This window comes from Pseudomonas turukhanskensis (assembly GCF_027922365.1).
Lineage (GTDB): Bacteria > Pseudomonadota > Gammaproteobacteria > Pseudomonadales > Pseudomonadaceae > Aquipseudomonas > Aquipseudomonas turukhanskensis.
Window position 1 is genome coordinate 75671 of sequence record NZ_BSFN01000001.1, and the last position, 15741, is coordinate 91411.

Sequence of the window (15741 nt, forward strand, 5' to 3'; positions counted from 1 at the left end):
GTGCTGGGGTAAACGAGTCAGCCGAAGTAACTGCAACAGCCCACTCCACAAGTCCTCAAGCCAAGGCACGGCATTCTGGATCCCGGCCTGCGCCGGGGTGACGGTGTTCTTGCGCCTCCCTCCGTCATCCCAGCGCAGGCTGGGATCCAGGGTTGCGAAATGGACAACGGTGCTGGGGTAAACGAGTCAGCCGAAGTAACTGCAACAGCCCACTCCACAAGTCCTCAAGCCAAGGCACGGCATTCTGGATCCCGGCCTGCGCCGGGATGACGGTGTTCTTGCTCCCCCTCCGTCATCCCAGCGCAGGCTGGGATCCAGGGTTGCGAAAGGGACAACGGTGCTGGGGTAAACGAGTCAGCCGAAGTAACTGCCATTCTTCGATGGCAGCCCACTCCACAACTCTTCCAGCCGCGGAAAATTCCAGTCTTCCGGCGCCTCGCGCCCGACGATCTTCTCGCGCCCCACCAGCTTGGCCAGGTCGATGATCTGCTGGGGAATCGGCGTTTTCGATTTGGCCATAAAAAACACTTTCACCCGCGGCGTCAGCAGCGAGGTGGCGTGCTGTTCCATGACGATACCCAGCCGCCCGCTTTCAAGGCGCACCAGCGAGCCGGTGGGGTAGATGCCCACGGATTTGACGAAGGCCTGGAACACCGCCTGATCGAAATGGCCTTTGCTCCACTCGGCCATCTTGCGGATCGACTCGGCCGGGTCCCAGCCACTTTTGTACGGGCGGTTGGAGGTGATGGCGTCATACACGTCGCAGACGGCGCCCATCTTGGCAAACAGGCTGATCTGCTCGCCCACCAGGTGGTGCGGGTAGCCGCTGCCATCGACCTTTTCATGGTGGTGCAGGCACACGTCCAGCACGATGGCGCTGATGTCGCGGTTGTCTTTGAGCAGCTTCAGCCCGGCCATGGGGTGGTCGCGCATGGTGTTGAATTCGGCGTCAGTGAGTTTGCCGGGTTTGTTGAGAATAGTGTCGGGGATCATCATCTTGCCGATGTCGTGCAGCAACCCGGCCACGCCAGCCTCACGCACCTGCTCGTCAGACAGCCCCAGCTGGCGAGCCAGCGCAATCATCAGTGCGCATACGGCCACGGAGTGCATATAGGTGTATTCATCGGAGGTTTTCAGGCGCGCCAGGCTGATCATGGCGTCGGGGTTGCGCATCACCGAGGCAGTGATCTCGTCCACCAGCTCGACCACCCGCTCGGCATCGATGGCGTGGCCCATGCGCACCTCGCCGAACATGGCGACGACGGCGTCCTTGGACCGGGCGCAGAGCTTCTGTGCGCGCTTGACCTCCTCTTCCAGCGATGTGCTCACCGGTTTGGCGTCCACCTCGGCGACCAGCAACTGCTCCACCTCGGCAGCCACTTGCTCCTGGCTCACGGCAGCGCTGCCGTCGGGTACGTCCAGGCCTTTGTCGGCGTCGATCCAGACCTCTTCGATGCCACTGTCGCGGATGCGCTGAAGGTCCTTGGCAGAGTCGAGTAGGAACTTGGCTTTCCAGAATGGGTGTTCCATCCACGAACCACAGAATTCGTGAACAAACATGCCCAGGCAAAGATCAGCAACGGCGATTCGTTTCAGCACGGCAGGACCCGGCAAATTTCAGCGGATATGGTCAGCGAACAACGCCCTGACCCCTGGAGAAAGTAATACCAGCAAATAGCCACCTTTGCGCTGGGGTTTTTACAAATTACACAGGCCAGCGCCCTATCTTTAGTCGCAGTCCGTCGCCCCTTGAGTGCCTGCAATGCCGTGGTACACGGCGCCCCTGTTACACTGCACGCCATTTCCGTTCAGCAGGCCTGCCCCGTGACTTCCACCGCGTTCAATTCGTTGCCCCTATCCGCCGCCATGTTGGCCAACCTGGAGTCCCTGGGTTATGCCGAGATGACGCCGATTCAGGCACAAAGCCTGCCGGTGATTCTCAAGGGCATGGACCTGATCGCCCAGGCCAAGACCGGTAGCGGCAAAACCGCCGCCTTTGGCATCGGCCTGCTCAACCCGCTGAACCCGCGCTACTTCGGTTGCCAGGCGCTGGTGCTGTGCCCCACGCGCGAACTGGCGGACCAGGTGGCCAAGGAAATTCGTCGCCTGGCCCGCAGTGCCGACAACATCAAGGTACTGACCCTGTGCGGCGGCGTGCCCTTCGGCCCGCAGATCGGCTCGCTGGAGCACGGCGCGCACATTATCGTCGGCACCCCGGGGCGCATTCAGGAGCACCTGCGCAAGGGCACCCTGAAACTCGACGGCCTCAACACCCTGGTGCTCGACGAAGCCGACCGCATGCTCGACATGGGCTTTAACGACGCCATCACCGACATCATCAGCCACACCCCGGCGAAGCGGCAGACCCTGTTGTTCTCGGCTACCTACCCGTCTGGCATCAAGCAGTTGTCTGCCGCCATCATGCGCGACCCGCAGCAGGTGCGCGCCGAGTCGCTGCATGCTGACAACCAGATCGAGCAGCGCTTCTACGAAATTGACCCGGACCAGCGCATGCAGGCCGTGACCAAACTGCTGGCGCACTTCCGTCCGCAATCGTGCGTGGCCTTCTGCTTTACCAAGCAGCAGTGCCAGGAAGTGGTCGACCACCTGACGGCCAAAGGCTTTTCCGCCCAGGCACTGAACGGCGACCTGGAACAACGCGACCGCGATCAGGTACTGGCGATGTTCGCCAACCGCAGCTGCAGCATTCTGGTGGCCACTGACGTGGCGGCCCGTGGTCTGGACATCGACTCGCTGGATGCGGTGATCAACGTCGAGCTGGCGCGCGATTCGGAAATCCATATTCACCGCGTTGGCCGTACCGGTCGTGCTGGCGAAAAAGGCTTGGCCCTGAGCCTGGTGGCCCCGGCCGAAGCGCACCGCGCGCAAGCCATCGAAACCCGCCAGCAGGCGCCGTTGAAGTGGGACCAGATCGACAACTTGAAAGCCCAGCCGGGCGGCCCGTTGCAGCCGCCGATGGTGACCCTGTGCATCGGCGCCGGGCGCAAAGACAAAGTGCGCCCGGGCGATATTCTTGGCGCGCTGACCGGGGATGCCGGCATTGCCGGCGACAAGGTCGGCAAGATCGCCATCTTCGATTACCAGGCCTATGTGGCGGTGGATCGCAATGTGGTGAATCAGGCGTTGAATCGCCTGAACAGCGGGAAAATCAAAGGCAAGTCCATTCGCGTACGGATGCTTTAAAACCGCATTTGGCCTTACGATTCTGGATCCCCGCCTGCGCGGGGATGACGGAGGTGTTGTCAGGTACTTCGTCACCCCAGCGAAGGCTGGGGTCCAGAATCGTAAGGCGCAGCGACGATCCACCCGGCGAGACGCAGAACCACCGTGACAAGGAGCAGTAGGTGAGAAACATCCTGGTAGTCGAAGACAGCCCGTTGGTGCTCAAAATCCTCGAGCATCTGTTCCGCCAGGAACCCAACCTGCAACCGGTGTTCTGCGCCTCCCTGGGCGAAGCCCAGGTCATGCTGGAAACCTCCGCCTCGCTGTTCTTCGCCGCCATTGTCGACCTCAATCTGCCCGATGCCATGGACGGTGAAATCGTCGACCTGGTGCTCGGCTACACCCTGCCGTGCATCGTGCTCACCGGCTCCTACAACGAGCAGCGCCGCGACGAGCTGCTGCTCAAGGGTGTGGTCGATTACGTGCTCAAGGAAAGCCAGCATTCCTATGAGTACGCCTTCCGCCTGCTGCACCGCCTTGAGAGCAACAGTCAGGTGAAAATCCTGGTGGCCGAAGACTCCGACTCCACGCGCCATTTCATCCGCCGCATCCTCACCTCGCACCTGTACCAGATCATCGATGCGGTGGACGGCGACCAGGCGTTGCAAATCCTCAAGGAACAGCCCGATATCGACCTGCTGCTGGTAGACCACAGCATGCCCGGCATCAGCGGCTTCGAGCTGGTGAAGATGTTGCGGCAGAAGATGAAGCGCACTGACCTGATTATTCTCGGCCTTTCTGCCGACACCAAGGGCTCGCTGAGCGCGCTGTTTATCAAGCACGGTGCCGATGACTTTCTGCGCAAACCGTTCTGCCCGGAAGAGCTCAATTGCCGGGTGATGTCGACCCTGGAACGACGCGATCTGATGCAGGCGCTGAAACAGGCGGCGTTGTTCGACTCGTTGACCAACCTTTACAACCGCCGCGCGTTCTACGAGCAAGGCACACAGATGTGCAAGCTGGCGCAGCGCGGTGGCCATGACCTGAGCGTGGCCATGCTGGACCTCGATTTCTTCAAAAGCATCAATGACGAGTTTGGCCATGCCAGCGGCGACACCGCGCTAGTGCTGTTCGCCCGCGCGCTGGTGCAGGTGTTCCCCGACGCCTTGCTGGGCCGTTTGGGCGGTGAGGAATTCGCCCTGCTCAGCCGCCAGGACGCGCCGGCCTTGCAAGGCGCCCTGGAGCAGTTGCGTCAGGTAGTGGCCGGTTTGAAATACGCCGCCGATGCGCCGGCGCTGAACTTCAGTGCTGGGGTGTATCAGGGCGCGGCGGAGGACCTGGAAAGCCTGCTGCACCAAGTCGATACCCGCCTGTACCAAGCCAAACACCAGGGGCGCGGGCGCACGGTCAGCAACTAATCGGGAATTTCACCGGTGTCCTGGCCTGTGGGGCCGCTTGATTCGGCAACGGCGGCAAAACCATGGGCGGCGAATATCTTGGCGTAGGTGCCGTCTTCACGCATGGCTTGCATGGCCTGATTGAAGCGCTCGACGATTTCTTCGGCGTGCGGGTGGCTTTTGCGCACCAGAATATGCAGGCCATTTTCGCTCAGCGGCTTGGGCAAGAATTCCAGTTGGTCTTCGATACCGCGCAGTTCGTACTGAAAGTAATGGCGCGCCACCAGCTCATCTTCCAGGGTCAGTTGCACCCGCCCGGCGGCAAGCATGCGCGCGCCCATGGCGAAGTCCACCACGGGCACCCGCAGTAAGGAGGGGTCAGTGTCGAAGACAGGCTGGTACACATAGCCGCGCACCACGGCAATGCTGTTGCTGACCAGGTCGCTCAGGGTAGCAAATTGGATAGTGCCGCCCTTGCGCTGCAGAAAGCGGATGCGGTTGATCAGGTACGGCTGGGAAAACACGCCGTAGGTGGTGCGCTCATCGTTGTACCAGGCGCTCACCACAATGTCGTAATCGGCCACCTGCAACCCGTGCACCACGCGCGCCCATGGCACCTGAAAATAGGAGCTTGAGTAACCGGCGCGCTTGAGCGCGGTGATCACCAGGTCGCTGGACAGGCCGTTGTTAAGCAGATTGACGTCATTGAACGGCGGCCAGGCATTGGCCACCAGGCGCAAGGACTCCGCATGCACTGAAGTGCTGCAAGCAATGACCAGCCACAACATAAGGCGCGCAATCGACTTCATACCGGGCGTCTTCTTCAAACCGGCTCATGGATACCAGAGCTTAGTCAGGCCTTGGCCCACAACACCAGTGCCGTTGAAGGGAAACGCCAAGTTTTGTGCGGCGCTTACGCTAAACTGCCGCCCCTGTAGACGGGGCTAAGCTTTGAGGTGCGCGGTGCAAGGTGCGGATGTGGTGATTATTGGGGCCGGAGCGGCCGGTTTGATGTGCGCGCTGCAAGCGGCCAAGCGCGGGCGCCAGGTGGTGCTGCTGGACCACGCCAACAAGGCCGGGAAGAAAATCCTGATGTCCGGTGGCGGGCGCTGCAATTTCACCAATATGTACACCGAGCCGGCCAACTTCCTGTCGCAGAACCCGCACTTCTGCAAATCGGCACTGGCCCGTTATACGCAGTGGGACTTTATCGAGCTGGTGAGCAAGCACGGCGTGCCGTACCACGAGAAAAAACTTGGCCAGCTGTTTTGCGATAACAAGGCCAGCGACATTCTCGAGCTGCTGCTCAGCGAATGCGACCAGGCGGGCGTGACCTTGCACCTGAACACCGCTGTCACCCAGATAGACAAGACCGACAGCGGCTACCAGTTGCAAACCGGCATTGGCGCCGTCAGCTGCACCTCGCTGGTGATTGCCACCGGTGGTCTGTCGATCCCGACCCTGGGCGCCACCGGTTTTGGTTATCAGGTGGCCAAGCAGTTTGGCCACAACGTGCTGCCGACCCGCGCAGGGCTGGTGCCGTTCACCATTACCGATCAGCTCAAGGCACTGTGTACCGAGCTGTCGGGTACCTCGGTGGATTGTCTGGTGAGCTGCAACGACGAGAGCTTTCGCGAAAATATTCTGTTCACCCACCGCGGCCTCAGCGGTCCGGCGATTTTGCAGATTTCCTCGTACTGGCTGCCCGGCCAGGCCGTGTCGATCAACCTCTTGCCCGACCATGACGTGCCTACCTGGCTCGCCGAGCAACAGGCCGAGCGCCCCAACAGCGAACTGAAAACGCTGCTCGGTGAGCTGTTCACCAAAAAGATGGCCAACCTGCTGGCCGAGCACTGGTTTGTGTCGAGGCCCATGAAGCAGTACACCCCGGCGGAGCTTGCGCAGATTGCCGAGCAGTTGGCCAACTGGCAGGTGGTGCCGGCCGGCACCGAGGGCTACCGCACGGCCGAGGTGACCCTGGGCGGCGTCGACACCAAGGAGGTGTCGTCCAAAACCATGGAGTCGCTGAAATCGCCGGGGCTGTATTTTGTCGGCGAAGTGCTGGACGTGACCGGCCACCTGGGCGGCTTCAACTTCCAGTGGGCCTGGGCCTCGGCGTACGCCGCCGCGCAGTTCGTTTAGGCGGTGCGTGACTTCGCGGCGCGGCAGCTGTCCAAGCATGCTTGAAGCGCGCGGCACTGCGCGCTGATCGCCCACCGTTTGTGGTAATTAAAGACCGCGACGGTTCGCACTGCGCGGCTTATCCGCTCTAATCAACGTATCGCCAGTCAGGTTGTCTGCCCACGATGCCAGCTCCCACCATTCGCCAATCCCTGCGCCGCCTCTGGGCGCTGGACAAGTTCAGCTACAGCCTGCGGGCCTTTATCGCCCTTACCGGGATCATGGCACTGTGCTGGACGCAGGACGCCATGCACCAGCTGATTCCGCTGTTTCTCGGGGTTATCGCCAGCGCCCTGGCCGAAACCGATGACAGCTGGCAGGGCCGCCTCAATGCGCTGCTGGTGACCTTGGCGTGCTTTAGCGTGGCCTCGGTGGCGGTAGAGTTGTTATTCCCGATGCCCTGGGTATTTGCCGCCTCAATGGCCTTGGCGAGCTTCTGCCTGACCATGCTTGGCGCATTAGGCGAGCGCTATGCACGCATTGCCCAGGCCACATTGATTCTCTCGGTGTACACCATGATCGGGGTGGACCAGCGCGACGGCGCCCAGGTGAATTTCTGGCATGAGCCGATGCTGCTGGTGGCTGGCGCCGCCTGGTATGGCTTGCTGTCAGTGATCTGGCAGGCGCTGTTTACCCACCAGCCGGTGCAGCAGAGCCTGGCCGTGTTGTTCCGCGAACTGGGGCGCTTTCTCAAGCTGAAATCGGCGTTGTTCGAGCCGATTCGCGGGGTCGAGCTGGAAGACAAGCGTCTGGCCCTGGCCAAGCAGAACGGCAAGGTGGTGGCCGCGCTCAATGCCAGCAAAGAGATCATTCTCAACCGCGTGGACAGTGCGCGGCCGGGGCAGAAAATCAGCCGCTACCTGAAGCTGTACTTTATGGCGCAGGACATTCACGAGCGCGCCAGCTCCTCGCACTATCCCTACAACGAACTGGCCGAAGCGTTTTTCCACAGCGACGTGCTGTTTCGCTGCCAGCGCCTGCTGCGCCAGCAAGGCTGGGCTTGCCAGCAATTGGGCGAGGCCATTCAGCTGCGCCAGAGCTTCGACTACGGCGGCCACTCCAGCCAGGCCCTGGCCGACCTGCAAGCCTCCATGGAGCACCTGCGCATCCAGAGCAACCCGGCCTGGCGCAGCCTGCTGCGTTCGTTACGCGCGCTGGCCAGCAACCTCGGCACGCTGAATAACCTGCTGTCCAATGCCAATAACCCCGACGCCCTGGCCGACGAGCAGGACAGCAGCTTGCTCGACCGCTCGCCGCGTTCGCTCAAAGACATCATTGGCCGCATTCGCCTGCAACTGACGCCGACTTCGCTGCTATTCCGTCATGCCCTGCGCCTGGCCATTGCCCTGAGCGTGGGCTACGGCATGCTGCACCTGATTCACCCCGAGGAAGGCTACTGGATCATCCTCACCACGCTGTTCGTGTGTCAGCCTAACTACGGCGCCACGCGCAAAAAGCTGATGCAACGGATTGGCGGCACGGTGATCGGCCTGGTTCTGGGCTGGGCGCTGTTCGACCTGTTCCCCGGCGCGCTGATTCAGGCGATGTTCGCCGTAGTCGCCGGGGTGGTGTTCTTCGCCAACCGGGCCACGCGCTACATGCTGTCGACGGCGGCGATTACCTTGATGGTGATGTTCTGCTTCAACCAGGTGGGCGACGGCTACGGCCTGATTGTGCCGCGCCTGGTGGACACCCTGCTGGGCGCCTTGATTGCGGGCCTGGCGGTTTTCCTGATTCTGCCGGACTGGCAGGGCCGGCGCCTGAACCAGGTGGTGGCCAATACCCTGAGCTGCAACAGCCGCTACCTGCAGCAGATCATGCGCCAGTACGCCGAAGGCAAACGCGACGACCTGGCTTACCGCCTGGCCCGGCGCAACGCCCATAACGCTGATGCGGCGCTATCGAGCACGCTGGCCAATATGCTGATGGAGCCGGGGCACTTCCGTAAGGAAGCGGATGTGGGCTTCCGCTTCCTAGTGCTCTCGCACACCTTGCTCAGTTACCTGTCGGCCCTCGGCGCGCACCGTGGCGAGCCGTTGGCCAGCGCCGTCGGGCCGGGCCTGATCAGCCAGGCGGCGTCGATTTTGGCTAGCAGCCTGGACGAAGTGGCGCAGAACCTGGTGGAGAAAACCCCGGTGGTGATCCACAGCGATGCCGAAGAAGAGCTGGCCAAGGCGCTGGAACAACTGCCGGAAGAAATGGACGACCGCGAACGGCTGGTGCAGAGCGAGCTGGCGTTGATCTGCCGGCAGTTGAGCCCGCTGCGCACGTTGGCGGCGCATGTGCTGCGCGATCCGGTGAGTATCAACGCGCCGGGGTGATGAAATCGCTCATCACATGCCGTCATTCCGGCGCAGGCCGGAATCCAGAATCGTGCGGCGTACTCACCACCTCGCCTAATCCAACATTCTGGATCCCAGCCTGCGCTGGGATGACGGCGAGTGACGGCTTTACCGAAGCATATCCGCCAATGCATCAATCTCATCGCGGTGCACGGTAATCAGCTGCAAGCCGCCATTGATATCCAGCTGGTTATACGGCGGCAGCAGTTTGCCAAAGCCAGTGAGGCTTTGCAGCGGTGGCAAGTCGGCCACGTGGTCAAACCCTTTGAGGCGGTGGTAGCGCGCCAGGTTGACCAGGTCGAGCAGCTCCATGTGATAGCCGACGCCCCGCTCCTCCCAGTTGCCGCTGTTGCGCACAATCGCCACCAACTCCTCATCCACCGCCCATTTCTTCAGCAGAATCACGCCCAGCGACTTGCTGTATTCCTGACACAGTTGCAGGTACAGCTCGCGCGAGGGCACGGCGTCGTCTTTGAAGGCCGAGAGAATCGCCAACGAACCCAATTCGCTCATCAGGCTGGCCAGCAGCGCCTGTTCGGGCTGGATATGGCTCACTTTGGCGGCCAGAAACCCGCAGATGCAGGCCTGCAGAATCAGCCGCTCCCAGGCTTCCATAAAGAGCTTTTTATGGGCGGCGCTGTGCAGGGTAAACAGGCTTTGAATGCTGTGGACCATGGTGATGCGGTCGACCTGGCCGACGCCCAGCAACTGCATCACGTCCTTGAGGGTTTTGGGGCCACGGCGGGTGCGATTGAGCGGGCTGGACGAATACTTGATCAGCAGCGCGGCCAGGGCGGGGTCGCGGCTGATGAGTTTGCTCAGGGCTTCCAGGCTGATATCGGGGCTGCGCAGGGCCTTGCGGATTTCCAGGGTCAAGGCCGGCAAGCTGGGCAATTGTTCCTCGCCAGACATCAGCTGCGTGACCACCTGGCGATAGCGGGCATACCCGCTCAACACGGCTGACATGAAACCTGCTCCGGCGCGAACCCTTAGACCGTACAGGCTAATCGCTATCACGGGGTTTGCCCATTGGCCGCCCGTCTGATGTGTGAACCGTGGCACGGCCCGTCTATTTGATAAGCACCGGAAGACGAAGAACGGCCAAACAATCCCGTCGTCCAGGCGAACGCCGGGCCCCAGGCGCGAAGAACGCTCTGCAACGAGGTTGAACCACGAGCAAAACCTGACAGTCCCACCCTTACGCCTGCTTGCCCACTGAGGACTACACCATGGAACGTAACAAGCACGACCTTCCCGCCTTGTTCCAACAACTCGGCCTGCCTTCCGAACCCGACGAAATCGCCCAATTCATCGCCAGCCATTCGCCGCTGCCTGATGAGATCAAGGTATCCAAAGCCAGCTTCTGGTCGCCGTCGCAGCAGGCGTTTTTGCAGGACGAGATTCTTGATGATTCCGACTGGGCGCCGGTGGTCGATCAGCTCAATGTGCTGCTGCGCAAGAAAGTGCCTTAGCCTTGCGCTTTAGGCAGATCCCGCCAGGTTAGATAAACGCGCAGATCAAACTCCAACTGGTGATACCCCGGCAGCATGTACTCACAGAGTTTGTAGAAGGCCTTGTTGTGGTGGGACTCTTTGAGGTGCGCCAACTCATGCACCACGATCATGCGCAGAAACTCCGGCGCGGCGTCCTTGAATAACGACGCCACGCGAATCTCTTTCTTGGCCTTGAGCTTGCCGCCCTGCACCCGCGAAATGGCCGTGTGCAGGCCAAGTGCGCGGTGGGTGAGGTCCAGGCGGTTGTCGAACAGCACCTTGTCGATGGCCGGCGCGTTACGCAGGTGCTCCTGCTTGAGTTCCAGCGTGTAGGCGTAGAGCGCCTTGTCGCTCTGCACCGCATGCTTATGCGGATAGCGCTGTTGCAAATACTCCCCCAGACGATCACTGGCGATCAGCTGCCGCACCTGCTCTTGCAGGGCGGGCGGGTAGGCTTGCAAGTATTTGAGCGGGGGCATGGGCAGCCAGTCGTCGGCAGTGGGCCGTCAGTTTAACCAAGGCTGCCGGCCGGGCAAAACGCCAGCTTTGCCAACGCCCCGAAACACATCAAGCACTTGCAGCAACCACCCGCAAAAGCAGCGAAACGGCTGTCGATTTCATGACAGGTCGGGGGCGACGAAAGGCATTCAAGGGCGCCAGACGCCGCACGATACACAGGCCGCGGGACATAACCACCTCTCCCGCGGAGAGAATTTGATGATTGATCTGGCTACCTGGAACCTGTCCATCCCTGTTGGCGTGCCGGCCACCACTATTCAGACCCCGGTTCTGGTGGGCGGCTACCAGGACTATTACTTCAAGGCCAACAACGGCTCGGTATTTTTCTGGGCGCCGGTCAACGGCACCGTAACCGAAAGCGCCAGCTACCCGCGCAGCGAACTGCGCGAAACCTTCGCCGACAGCAAATTACGCAACTGGACCTACCCCAGCGCTGACAATTTTCTGCGCGCCGCCGTTGCAGTAAACCAAGTGCCGTCTACGGGCAAAGTGGTGATCGGCCAGATTCACGCGTTCGGCAGCAGTAAGCCGATGGTGAAGCTGGAGTTCCAGTACAAAACCAAGACGGCCACGGCCAATATCGTCGCCAAGGTACGGGGCAATCCGCTGGATGAAGAAGGCCAGGTGATTACCGTGCTCAGCGGCGTGAAGCTCAACCAGCGCTTCACCTACACGTTGCATCTGTCGCCCAAGGGCGCGCTGTCGGTGACCGTCAACAGCGCCCAGTGGTCAACCAGGGTAGACCCGACCTGGGCGCCCAAACTGCTTTACTTCAAGGCCGGCGTGTACACCCAGGACAACGAAGGCTACGAAACCGAAGCCGGTGCGGCGACGTTTTATGTGTTGAAGATTGACCATACGACGGCGGCGGCAGCTAAAACCACGAAATAACTGAGCACACCGTCGTCCCAGCGCAGGCTGGGACCCAGAATAGTGGATGGAGCGCGGTTAATTGCCCGCCACAACATTCTGGATCCCAGCCTGCGCTGGGATGACGGGTGTTGGCTTCGGGAGAAAGGCTAGGAAACCGAGGCCGGCGTGGCGGCGTTTTATGTGTTGAAGATTGACCATACGGCGGTGGCGGCGACCACGGCGGCGGCAGCTAAAACCACGAAATAACCGAGCACACCGTCGTCCCAGCGCAGGCTGGGACCCAGAATAGTGGATGGAGCGCGGTTAATTGCCCGCCACAACATTCTGGATCCCAGCCTGCGCTGGGATGACGGGTGTTTTGGTTTGGAAAACAAAAAGCCCGCCATAAAGGCGGGCTTCTGTTTGAGCAGTAACACCAGCGAACTTAGTTCACCTTGGCGTTCAACTCACCCTTGGCATAACGCTGGAACATGCTTTCCAGGGAAATCGGCTTGATCTTCGAAGCGTTGCCGGCGGTGCCGAAGGCTTCGTAGCGGGCGATGCAGACGTCGCGCATGGCTTTGACGGTTTCGCCAAAGAATTTGCGTGGGTCGAATTCGCTCGGGTTGGTGGCCATCAGGCGGCGCATGGCACCGGTGGACGCCAGACGCAGGTCGGTGTCGATGTTGACCTTACGCACGCCGTGCTTGATGCCTTCAACGATTTCCTCAACCGGCACGCCGTAGGTTTCTTTGATGTCGCCGCCGTACTGGTTGATGATCGCCAGCCACTCTTGCGGTACCGACGAAGAACCGTGCATCACCAGGTGGGTGTTGGGGATGCGCTTGTGGATTTCCTTGATACGGTCGATGGCCAGCACGTCGCCGGTAGGCGGCTTGGTGAACTTGTACGCGCCGTGGCTGGTACCGATGGCAATCGCCAGGGCATCCACCTGGGTCTTCTTGACGAAGTCGGCGGCTTCTTCCGGGTCGGTCAGCATCTGGCTGTGGTCCAGCATGCCTTCGGCGCCAATGCCGTCTTCTTCACCGGCCATGCCGGTTTCCAGCGAACCCAGGCAGCCCAGCTCGCCTTCTACCGAAACGCCGCAGGCGTGGGCCATGGCCACGGTCTGCTGGGTAACGCGTACGTTGTAGTCGTAGTCGGTAGGGGTTTTGCCGTCTTCGCCGAGCGAGCCGTCCATCATTACCGAGCTGAAGCCCAGTTGGATGGAGCGCTGGCACACGTCAGGGCTGGTGCCGTGGTCCTGGTGCATGCACACCGGGATATGCGGGAATTCTTCGATTGCCGCCAGGATCAGGTGACGCAGGAACGGTGCGCCCGCGTATTTACGTGCACCGGCCGAAGCCTGCACGATCACCGGGGAATTGGTCTTGTCAGCCGCTTCCATGATGGCGCGCATCTGTTCCAGGTTGTTGACGTTGAAAGCTGGTACGCCGTAGCCGAATTCGGCGGCGTGGTCCAGCATCTGGCGCATGCTGATAAGTGCCATGGTTTAACTATCTCCCGGTTTCGCTAGTTAATCGTGCAAGCCTGCAACTGCGGGCATTGTATAGGCGAAGAAGGCACTGCGTTAGGCCCTCTGCCGTGTGAATACTTATGGGGCTTTGCAGCCCCGGCCAATCAGGTCGTTATTGGCAACCCAGTAAATCAGGCCTTCCTGTCCTTTTATGTGAAAGGCCAGAACATCGCTGCTATAGAAAGCCCCGGTCTCTACAGGTTCCTGTTTGAGCCGATAAACGATATCGCTGCCACCCAGGCGCACATCAACAGCACTCTGGTTGCCTTCGGCATAACGCCACAGCACCTTGGCCTGGCTGTCGCAGGTCCAGGTGGTCCACTGGTCGGTGGGTTTTGAGCTGGCACAACCAGCAAGCAATACGAGGGCCAGCAGGCCCATAACAGCTTTCATCCACACTCCTTATGGGCCTGCGTTGGCTTGCCCGGCTACGCCTCAATCAAGGGCGGCTCAGTCAGGGGCAATCTTGCTCGTGACTGTCGGACACCGGTTCCCCGGTGGTTTGCGCTTCCACCCGCTGATCGTTCTGGTTGGTCGGCAGGCTGATCTGTGCGGGGCTCATCACCTCGCAGGTGCTCGGTGAGCTACCACCGGCGCAACCGGTCAGTAGCACTAACAACGAAGCGGACAACAGGGTGGCGCTGTAGCGGGTCATGGCGTGTGTTCCTTTACGCGGGAGGTTATTAGCAGTGACCCCTGGGGCGCTGAAATAGTTGCTCCTGCGTAAGCGCCTCAAGCGCTTGGCCAGCAAGCTGGCTCCTATCGGTGATGTTTCGCACCGTAGGAGCGAGCTTGCTCGCGAACCGCACCGCTTACGGGCACTCCTCCGTCGCAGCCGCTGGCTGGTTTTCACCTTGGGCGGGCTGCGGTTGGTGTTCTTCGTCGAAACGACGGTAGATCACCGCAGAGGTTTCTGCCCACCAACTGGTCTGGTAACAGCGCTCGCGCGCCTCCTGGGTTGGCTCAGGCTTGTCCGGCGTGATCTTTTGCGGCTCGGCGCTGCTGCAGCCCTGCGTAAGCAGGACAACGGCAGCGATGAAGCACACGCGGCGCATGGCTGGTCTCAAGCCTTGGCGCGCTGTTCGAGCACTTCCACGGCCGGCAGCACTTTGCCTTCGACGAATTCGAGGAACGCGCCACCACCGGTGGAAATGTAGGAGATCTGCTCGCCCACGCCATATTTGTCGATGGCCGCCAGGGTGTCGCCGCCGCCGGCAATGGAGAACGCCGAGCTTTCGGCAATCGCCAGGGCCAGGGCCTTGGTGCCTTCGCCGAACTGGTCGAACTCGAACACGCCCACCGGGCCGTTCCACAGAATGGTTTTCGAGGACTTGAGCAGGTCGGCAAACAGCGCGGCGGTTTGCGGGCCGATGTCGAGGATCATGTCGTCATCAGCCACGTCGCTGATGGCTTTGACGGTGGCTTCGGCGGTCTGGGCAAATTCCTTGGCCACCACCACGTCAACCGGCAACGGCACACTGACCTTGGCCGCGATGGCTTTGGCAGTGTCCAGCAGGTCGGGTTCGTACAGCGACTTGCCGACCGGGTAACCGGCAGCGGCAAGGAAGGTGTTGGCGATGCCGCCACCGACGATCAACTGGTCGCAGATCTGGCTCAGGCTGTTGAGCACGTCCAGCTTGGTCGACACTTTCGAGCCGGCAACGATGGCCGCCATCGGCTTGGCCGGTGCGCCCAAGGCTTTGCCCAGTGCGTCGAGCTCGGCCGCCAGCAGCGGGCCGGCAGCGGCGATTTTGGCGAACTTGGCCACGCCGTGGGTGGAACCCTCAGCACGGTGCGCGGTGCCGAAAGCGTCCATCACAAACACGTCGCACAGGGCAGCGTATTGCTGGGCCAGTTCGTCGGCGTTCTTTTTCTCGCCTTTGTTAAAGCGCACGTTTTCGAACAGCACGATATCGCCGGGGGCCACCTCGACGCCGCCGAGGTAGTCGGCCACCAACGGCACGTCACGGCCCAGGGCCTTGCTCAGGTAGTCAGCCACTGGCTTGAGGCTGTTTTCCGCGCTGAACTCGCCCTCGGTCGGGCGCCCCAGGTGGGAGCACACCATGACCGCGGCGCCTTTTTCCAGGGCCAGTTTGATGGTGGGCAGGGAGGCGAGAATGCGCGCATCGCTGGTGACCACGCCGTCCTTGACGGGCACGTTGAGGTCTTCGCGAATCAGTACGCGCTTACCTTTGAGATCGAGGTCGCTCATTTTTTGTACAAGAGGGGTGGTCATG

The 15741-nt window shown here is 61.2% G+C and carries 16 protein-coding genes; 6 read left to right on the forward strand and 10 right to left on the reverse strand.

Annotation, left to right across the window (positions count from 1 at the left end; genetic code table 11):
• Positions 1-354 precede the first annotated feature (354 nt).
• Positions 355-1599: an HD-GYP domain-containing protein gene (locus tag PKE98_RS00300; protein WP_271193235.1), complete on the reverse strand. Its 1245-nt coding sequence runs from the start codon at positions 1597-1599 to the stop codon at positions 355-357.
• 225 nt (positions 1600-1824) lie between these two features.
• On the opposite strand from PKE98_RS00300, the gene dbpA reads away from it, so the two are divergent.
• Positions 1825-3204, forward strand: coding sequence for an ATP-dependent RNA helicase DbpA (gene dbpA, locus PKE98_RS00305; protein ID WP_271193236.1), 1380 nt, complete (start codon positions 1825-1827; stop codon positions 3202-3204).
• A 161-nt stretch (positions 3205-3365) separates the two neighbouring features.
• Positions 3366-4601 (forward strand): GGDEF domain-containing response regulator, encoded by a 1236-nt coding sequence (locus tag PKE98_RS00310; protein ID WP_271193237.1) that lies wholly within the window; start codon positions 3366-3368, stop codon positions 4599-4601.
• On the opposite strand, the gene PKE98_RS00315 is transcribed toward PKE98_RS00310, so the two are convergent.
• Positions 4598-5389: a substrate-binding periplasmic protein gene (locus tag PKE98_RS00315; RefSeq protein WP_271193238.1), complete on the reverse strand. Its 792-nt coding sequence runs from the start codon at positions 5387-5389 to the stop codon at positions 4598-4600. The two genes, PKE98_RS00310 and PKE98_RS00315, sit on opposite strands and share 4 nt — an antisense overlap.
• A 154-nt stretch (positions 5390-5543) precedes the next feature.
• Here PKE98_RS00315 and PKE98_RS00320 point away from each other — a divergent pair, with 154 nt between their 5' ends.
• The gene (locus PKE98_RS00320) at positions 5544-6722 is read left to right on the forward strand and encodes a BaiN/RdsA family NAD(P)/FAD-dependent oxidoreductase (protein WP_271193239.1); all 1179 of its coding nucleotides are present in this window, start codon (positions 5544-5546) and stop codon (positions 6720-6722) included.
• Positions 6723-6886: 164 nt separating this feature from the next.
• Complete coding sequence (gene yccS, locus PKE98_RS00325; protein ID WP_271193240.1) at positions 6887-9082, forward strand: YccS family putative transporter; 2196 nt, start codon at positions 6887-6889, stop codon at positions 9080-9082.
• Positions 9083-9211: 129 nt separating this feature from the next.
• Here the strand turns inward: yccS and PKE98_RS00330 are convergent, their stop codons facing one another.
• The gene (locus PKE98_RS00330) at positions 9212-10069 is read right to left on the reverse strand and encodes an HDOD domain-containing protein (protein WP_271193241.1); all 858 of its coding nucleotides are present in this window, start codon (positions 10067-10069) and stop codon (positions 9212-9214) included.
• 263 nt (positions 10070-10332) lie between these two features.
• Here PKE98_RS00330 and PKE98_RS00335 point away from each other — a divergent pair, with 263 nt between their 5' ends.
• Positions 10333-10575, forward strand: coding sequence for a DUF2789 domain-containing protein (locus PKE98_RS00335; RefSeq protein WP_108094946.1), 243 nt, complete (start codon positions 10333-10335; stop codon positions 10573-10575).
• Here PKE98_RS00335 and PKE98_RS00340 read toward each other — a convergent pair.
• Complete coding sequence (locus PKE98_RS00340; protein WP_271193242.1) at positions 10572-11075, reverse strand: M48 metallopeptidase family protein; 504 nt, start codon at positions 11073-11075, stop codon at positions 10572-10574. The genes PKE98_RS00335 and PKE98_RS00340 overlap by 4 nt on opposite strands.
• Positions 11076-11313: 238 nt before the next feature.
• Between PKE98_RS00340 and PKE98_RS00345 the strand changes: the two genes are divergently transcribed.
• Positions 11314-12006, forward strand: coding sequence for a polysaccharide lyase family 7 protein (locus tag PKE98_RS00345; protein WP_271193243.1), 693 nt, complete (start codon positions 11314-11316; stop codon positions 12004-12006).
• A gap of 158 nt (positions 12007-12164) precedes the next feature.
• On the opposite strand, the gene PKE98_RS00350 is transcribed toward PKE98_RS00345, so the two are convergent.
• From PKE98_RS00350 to PKE98_RS00375, 6 genes are all read right to left on the reverse strand, one after another.
• Positions 12165-12404 (reverse strand): hypothetical protein, encoded by a 240-nt coding sequence (locus PKE98_RS00350; protein WP_271193244.1) that lies wholly within the window; start codon positions 12402-12404, stop codon positions 12165-12167.
• A gap of 8 nt (positions 12405-12412) precedes the next feature.
• Positions 12413-13477, reverse strand: a complete 1065-nt coding sequence (gene fba, locus PKE98_RS00355; protein ID WP_271193245.1) for a class II fructose-bisphosphate aldolase — start codon at positions 13475-13477, stop codon at positions 12413-12415.
• A 105-nt stretch (positions 13478-13582) separates the two neighbouring features.
• The gene (locus PKE98_RS00360) at positions 13583-13897 is read right to left on the reverse strand and encodes an MliC family protein (protein WP_271193246.1); all 315 of its coding nucleotides are present in this window, start codon (positions 13895-13897) and stop codon (positions 13583-13585) included.
• Between the two features lie 61 nt (positions 13898-13958).
• Entirely contained in the window at positions 13959-14159 is a 201-nt protein-coding gene (locus PKE98_RS00365) for a hypothetical protein (RefSeq protein ID WP_271193247.1), read from the reverse strand.
• Positions 14160-14316: 157 nt separating this feature from the next.
• Positions 14317-14559 carry a hypothetical protein gene (locus PKE98_RS00370; protein ID WP_271193248.1) on the reverse strand — a complete coding sequence of 81 codons (243 nt, stop codon included), beginning with the start codon at positions 14557-14559 and terminating at the stop codon, positions 14317-14319.
• An 8-nt stretch (positions 14560-14567) separates the two neighbouring features.
• The gene (locus PKE98_RS00375; RefSeq protein ID WP_271193249.1) at positions 14568-15740 is read right to left on the reverse strand and encodes a phosphoglycerate kinase; all 1173 of its coding nucleotides are present in this window, start codon (positions 15738-15740) and stop codon (positions 14568-14570) included.
• Position 15741: the final 1 nt, after the last annotated feature.

What these genes read in the sequence shown, in the direction of transcription:
- yccS (WP_271193240.1), top strand. Translation starts at nt 6,887, where the DNA reads ATGCCAGCTCCCACCATTCGCCAATCCCTGCGCCGCCTCTGGGCGCTG.
- PKE98_RS00335 (WP_108094946.1), top strand. Translation starts at nt 10,333, where the DNA reads ATGGAACGTAACAAGCACGACCTTCCCGCCTTGTTCCAACAACTCGGC.
- PKE98_RS00340 (WP_271193242.1), bottom strand. Translation starts at nt 11,075, where the DNA reads ATGCCCCCGCTCAAATACTTGCAAGCCTACCCGCCCGCCCTGCAAGAG.
- PKE98_RS00315 (WP_271193238.1), bottom strand. Translation starts at nt 5,389, where the DNA reads ATGAAGTCGATTGCGCGCCTTATGTTGTGGCTGGTCATTGCTTGCAGC.
- PKE98_RS00330 (WP_271193241.1), bottom strand. Translation starts at nt 10,069, where the DNA reads ATGTCAGCCGTGTTGAGCGGGTATGCCCGCTATCGCCAGGTGGTCACG.
- PKE98_RS00360 (WP_271193246.1), bottom strand. Translation starts at nt 13,897, where the DNA reads ATGAAAGCTGTTATGGGCCTGCTGGCCCTCGTATTGCTTGCTGGTTGT.
- PKE98_RS00365 (WP_271193247.1), bottom strand. Translation starts at nt 14,159, where the DNA reads ATGACCCGCTACAGCGCCACCCTGTTGTCCGCTTCGTTGTTAGTGCTA.
- PKE98_RS00375 (WP_271193249.1), bottom strand. Translation starts at nt 15,740, where the DNA reads ATGACCACCCCTCTTGTACAAAAAATGAGCGACCTCGATCTCAAAGGT.
- PKE98_RS00370 (WP_271193248.1), bottom strand. Translation starts at nt 14,559, where the DNA reads ATGCGCCGCGTGTGCTTCATCGCTGCCGTTGTCCTGCTTACGCAGGGC.
- PKE98_RS00345 (WP_271193243.1), top strand. Translation starts at nt 11,314, where the DNA reads ATGATTGATCTGGCTACCTGGAACCTGTCCATCCCTGTTGGCGTGCCG.
- fba (WP_271193245.1), bottom strand. Translation starts at nt 13,477, where the DNA reads ATGGCACTTATCAGCATGCGCCAGATGCTGGACCACGCCGCCGAATTC.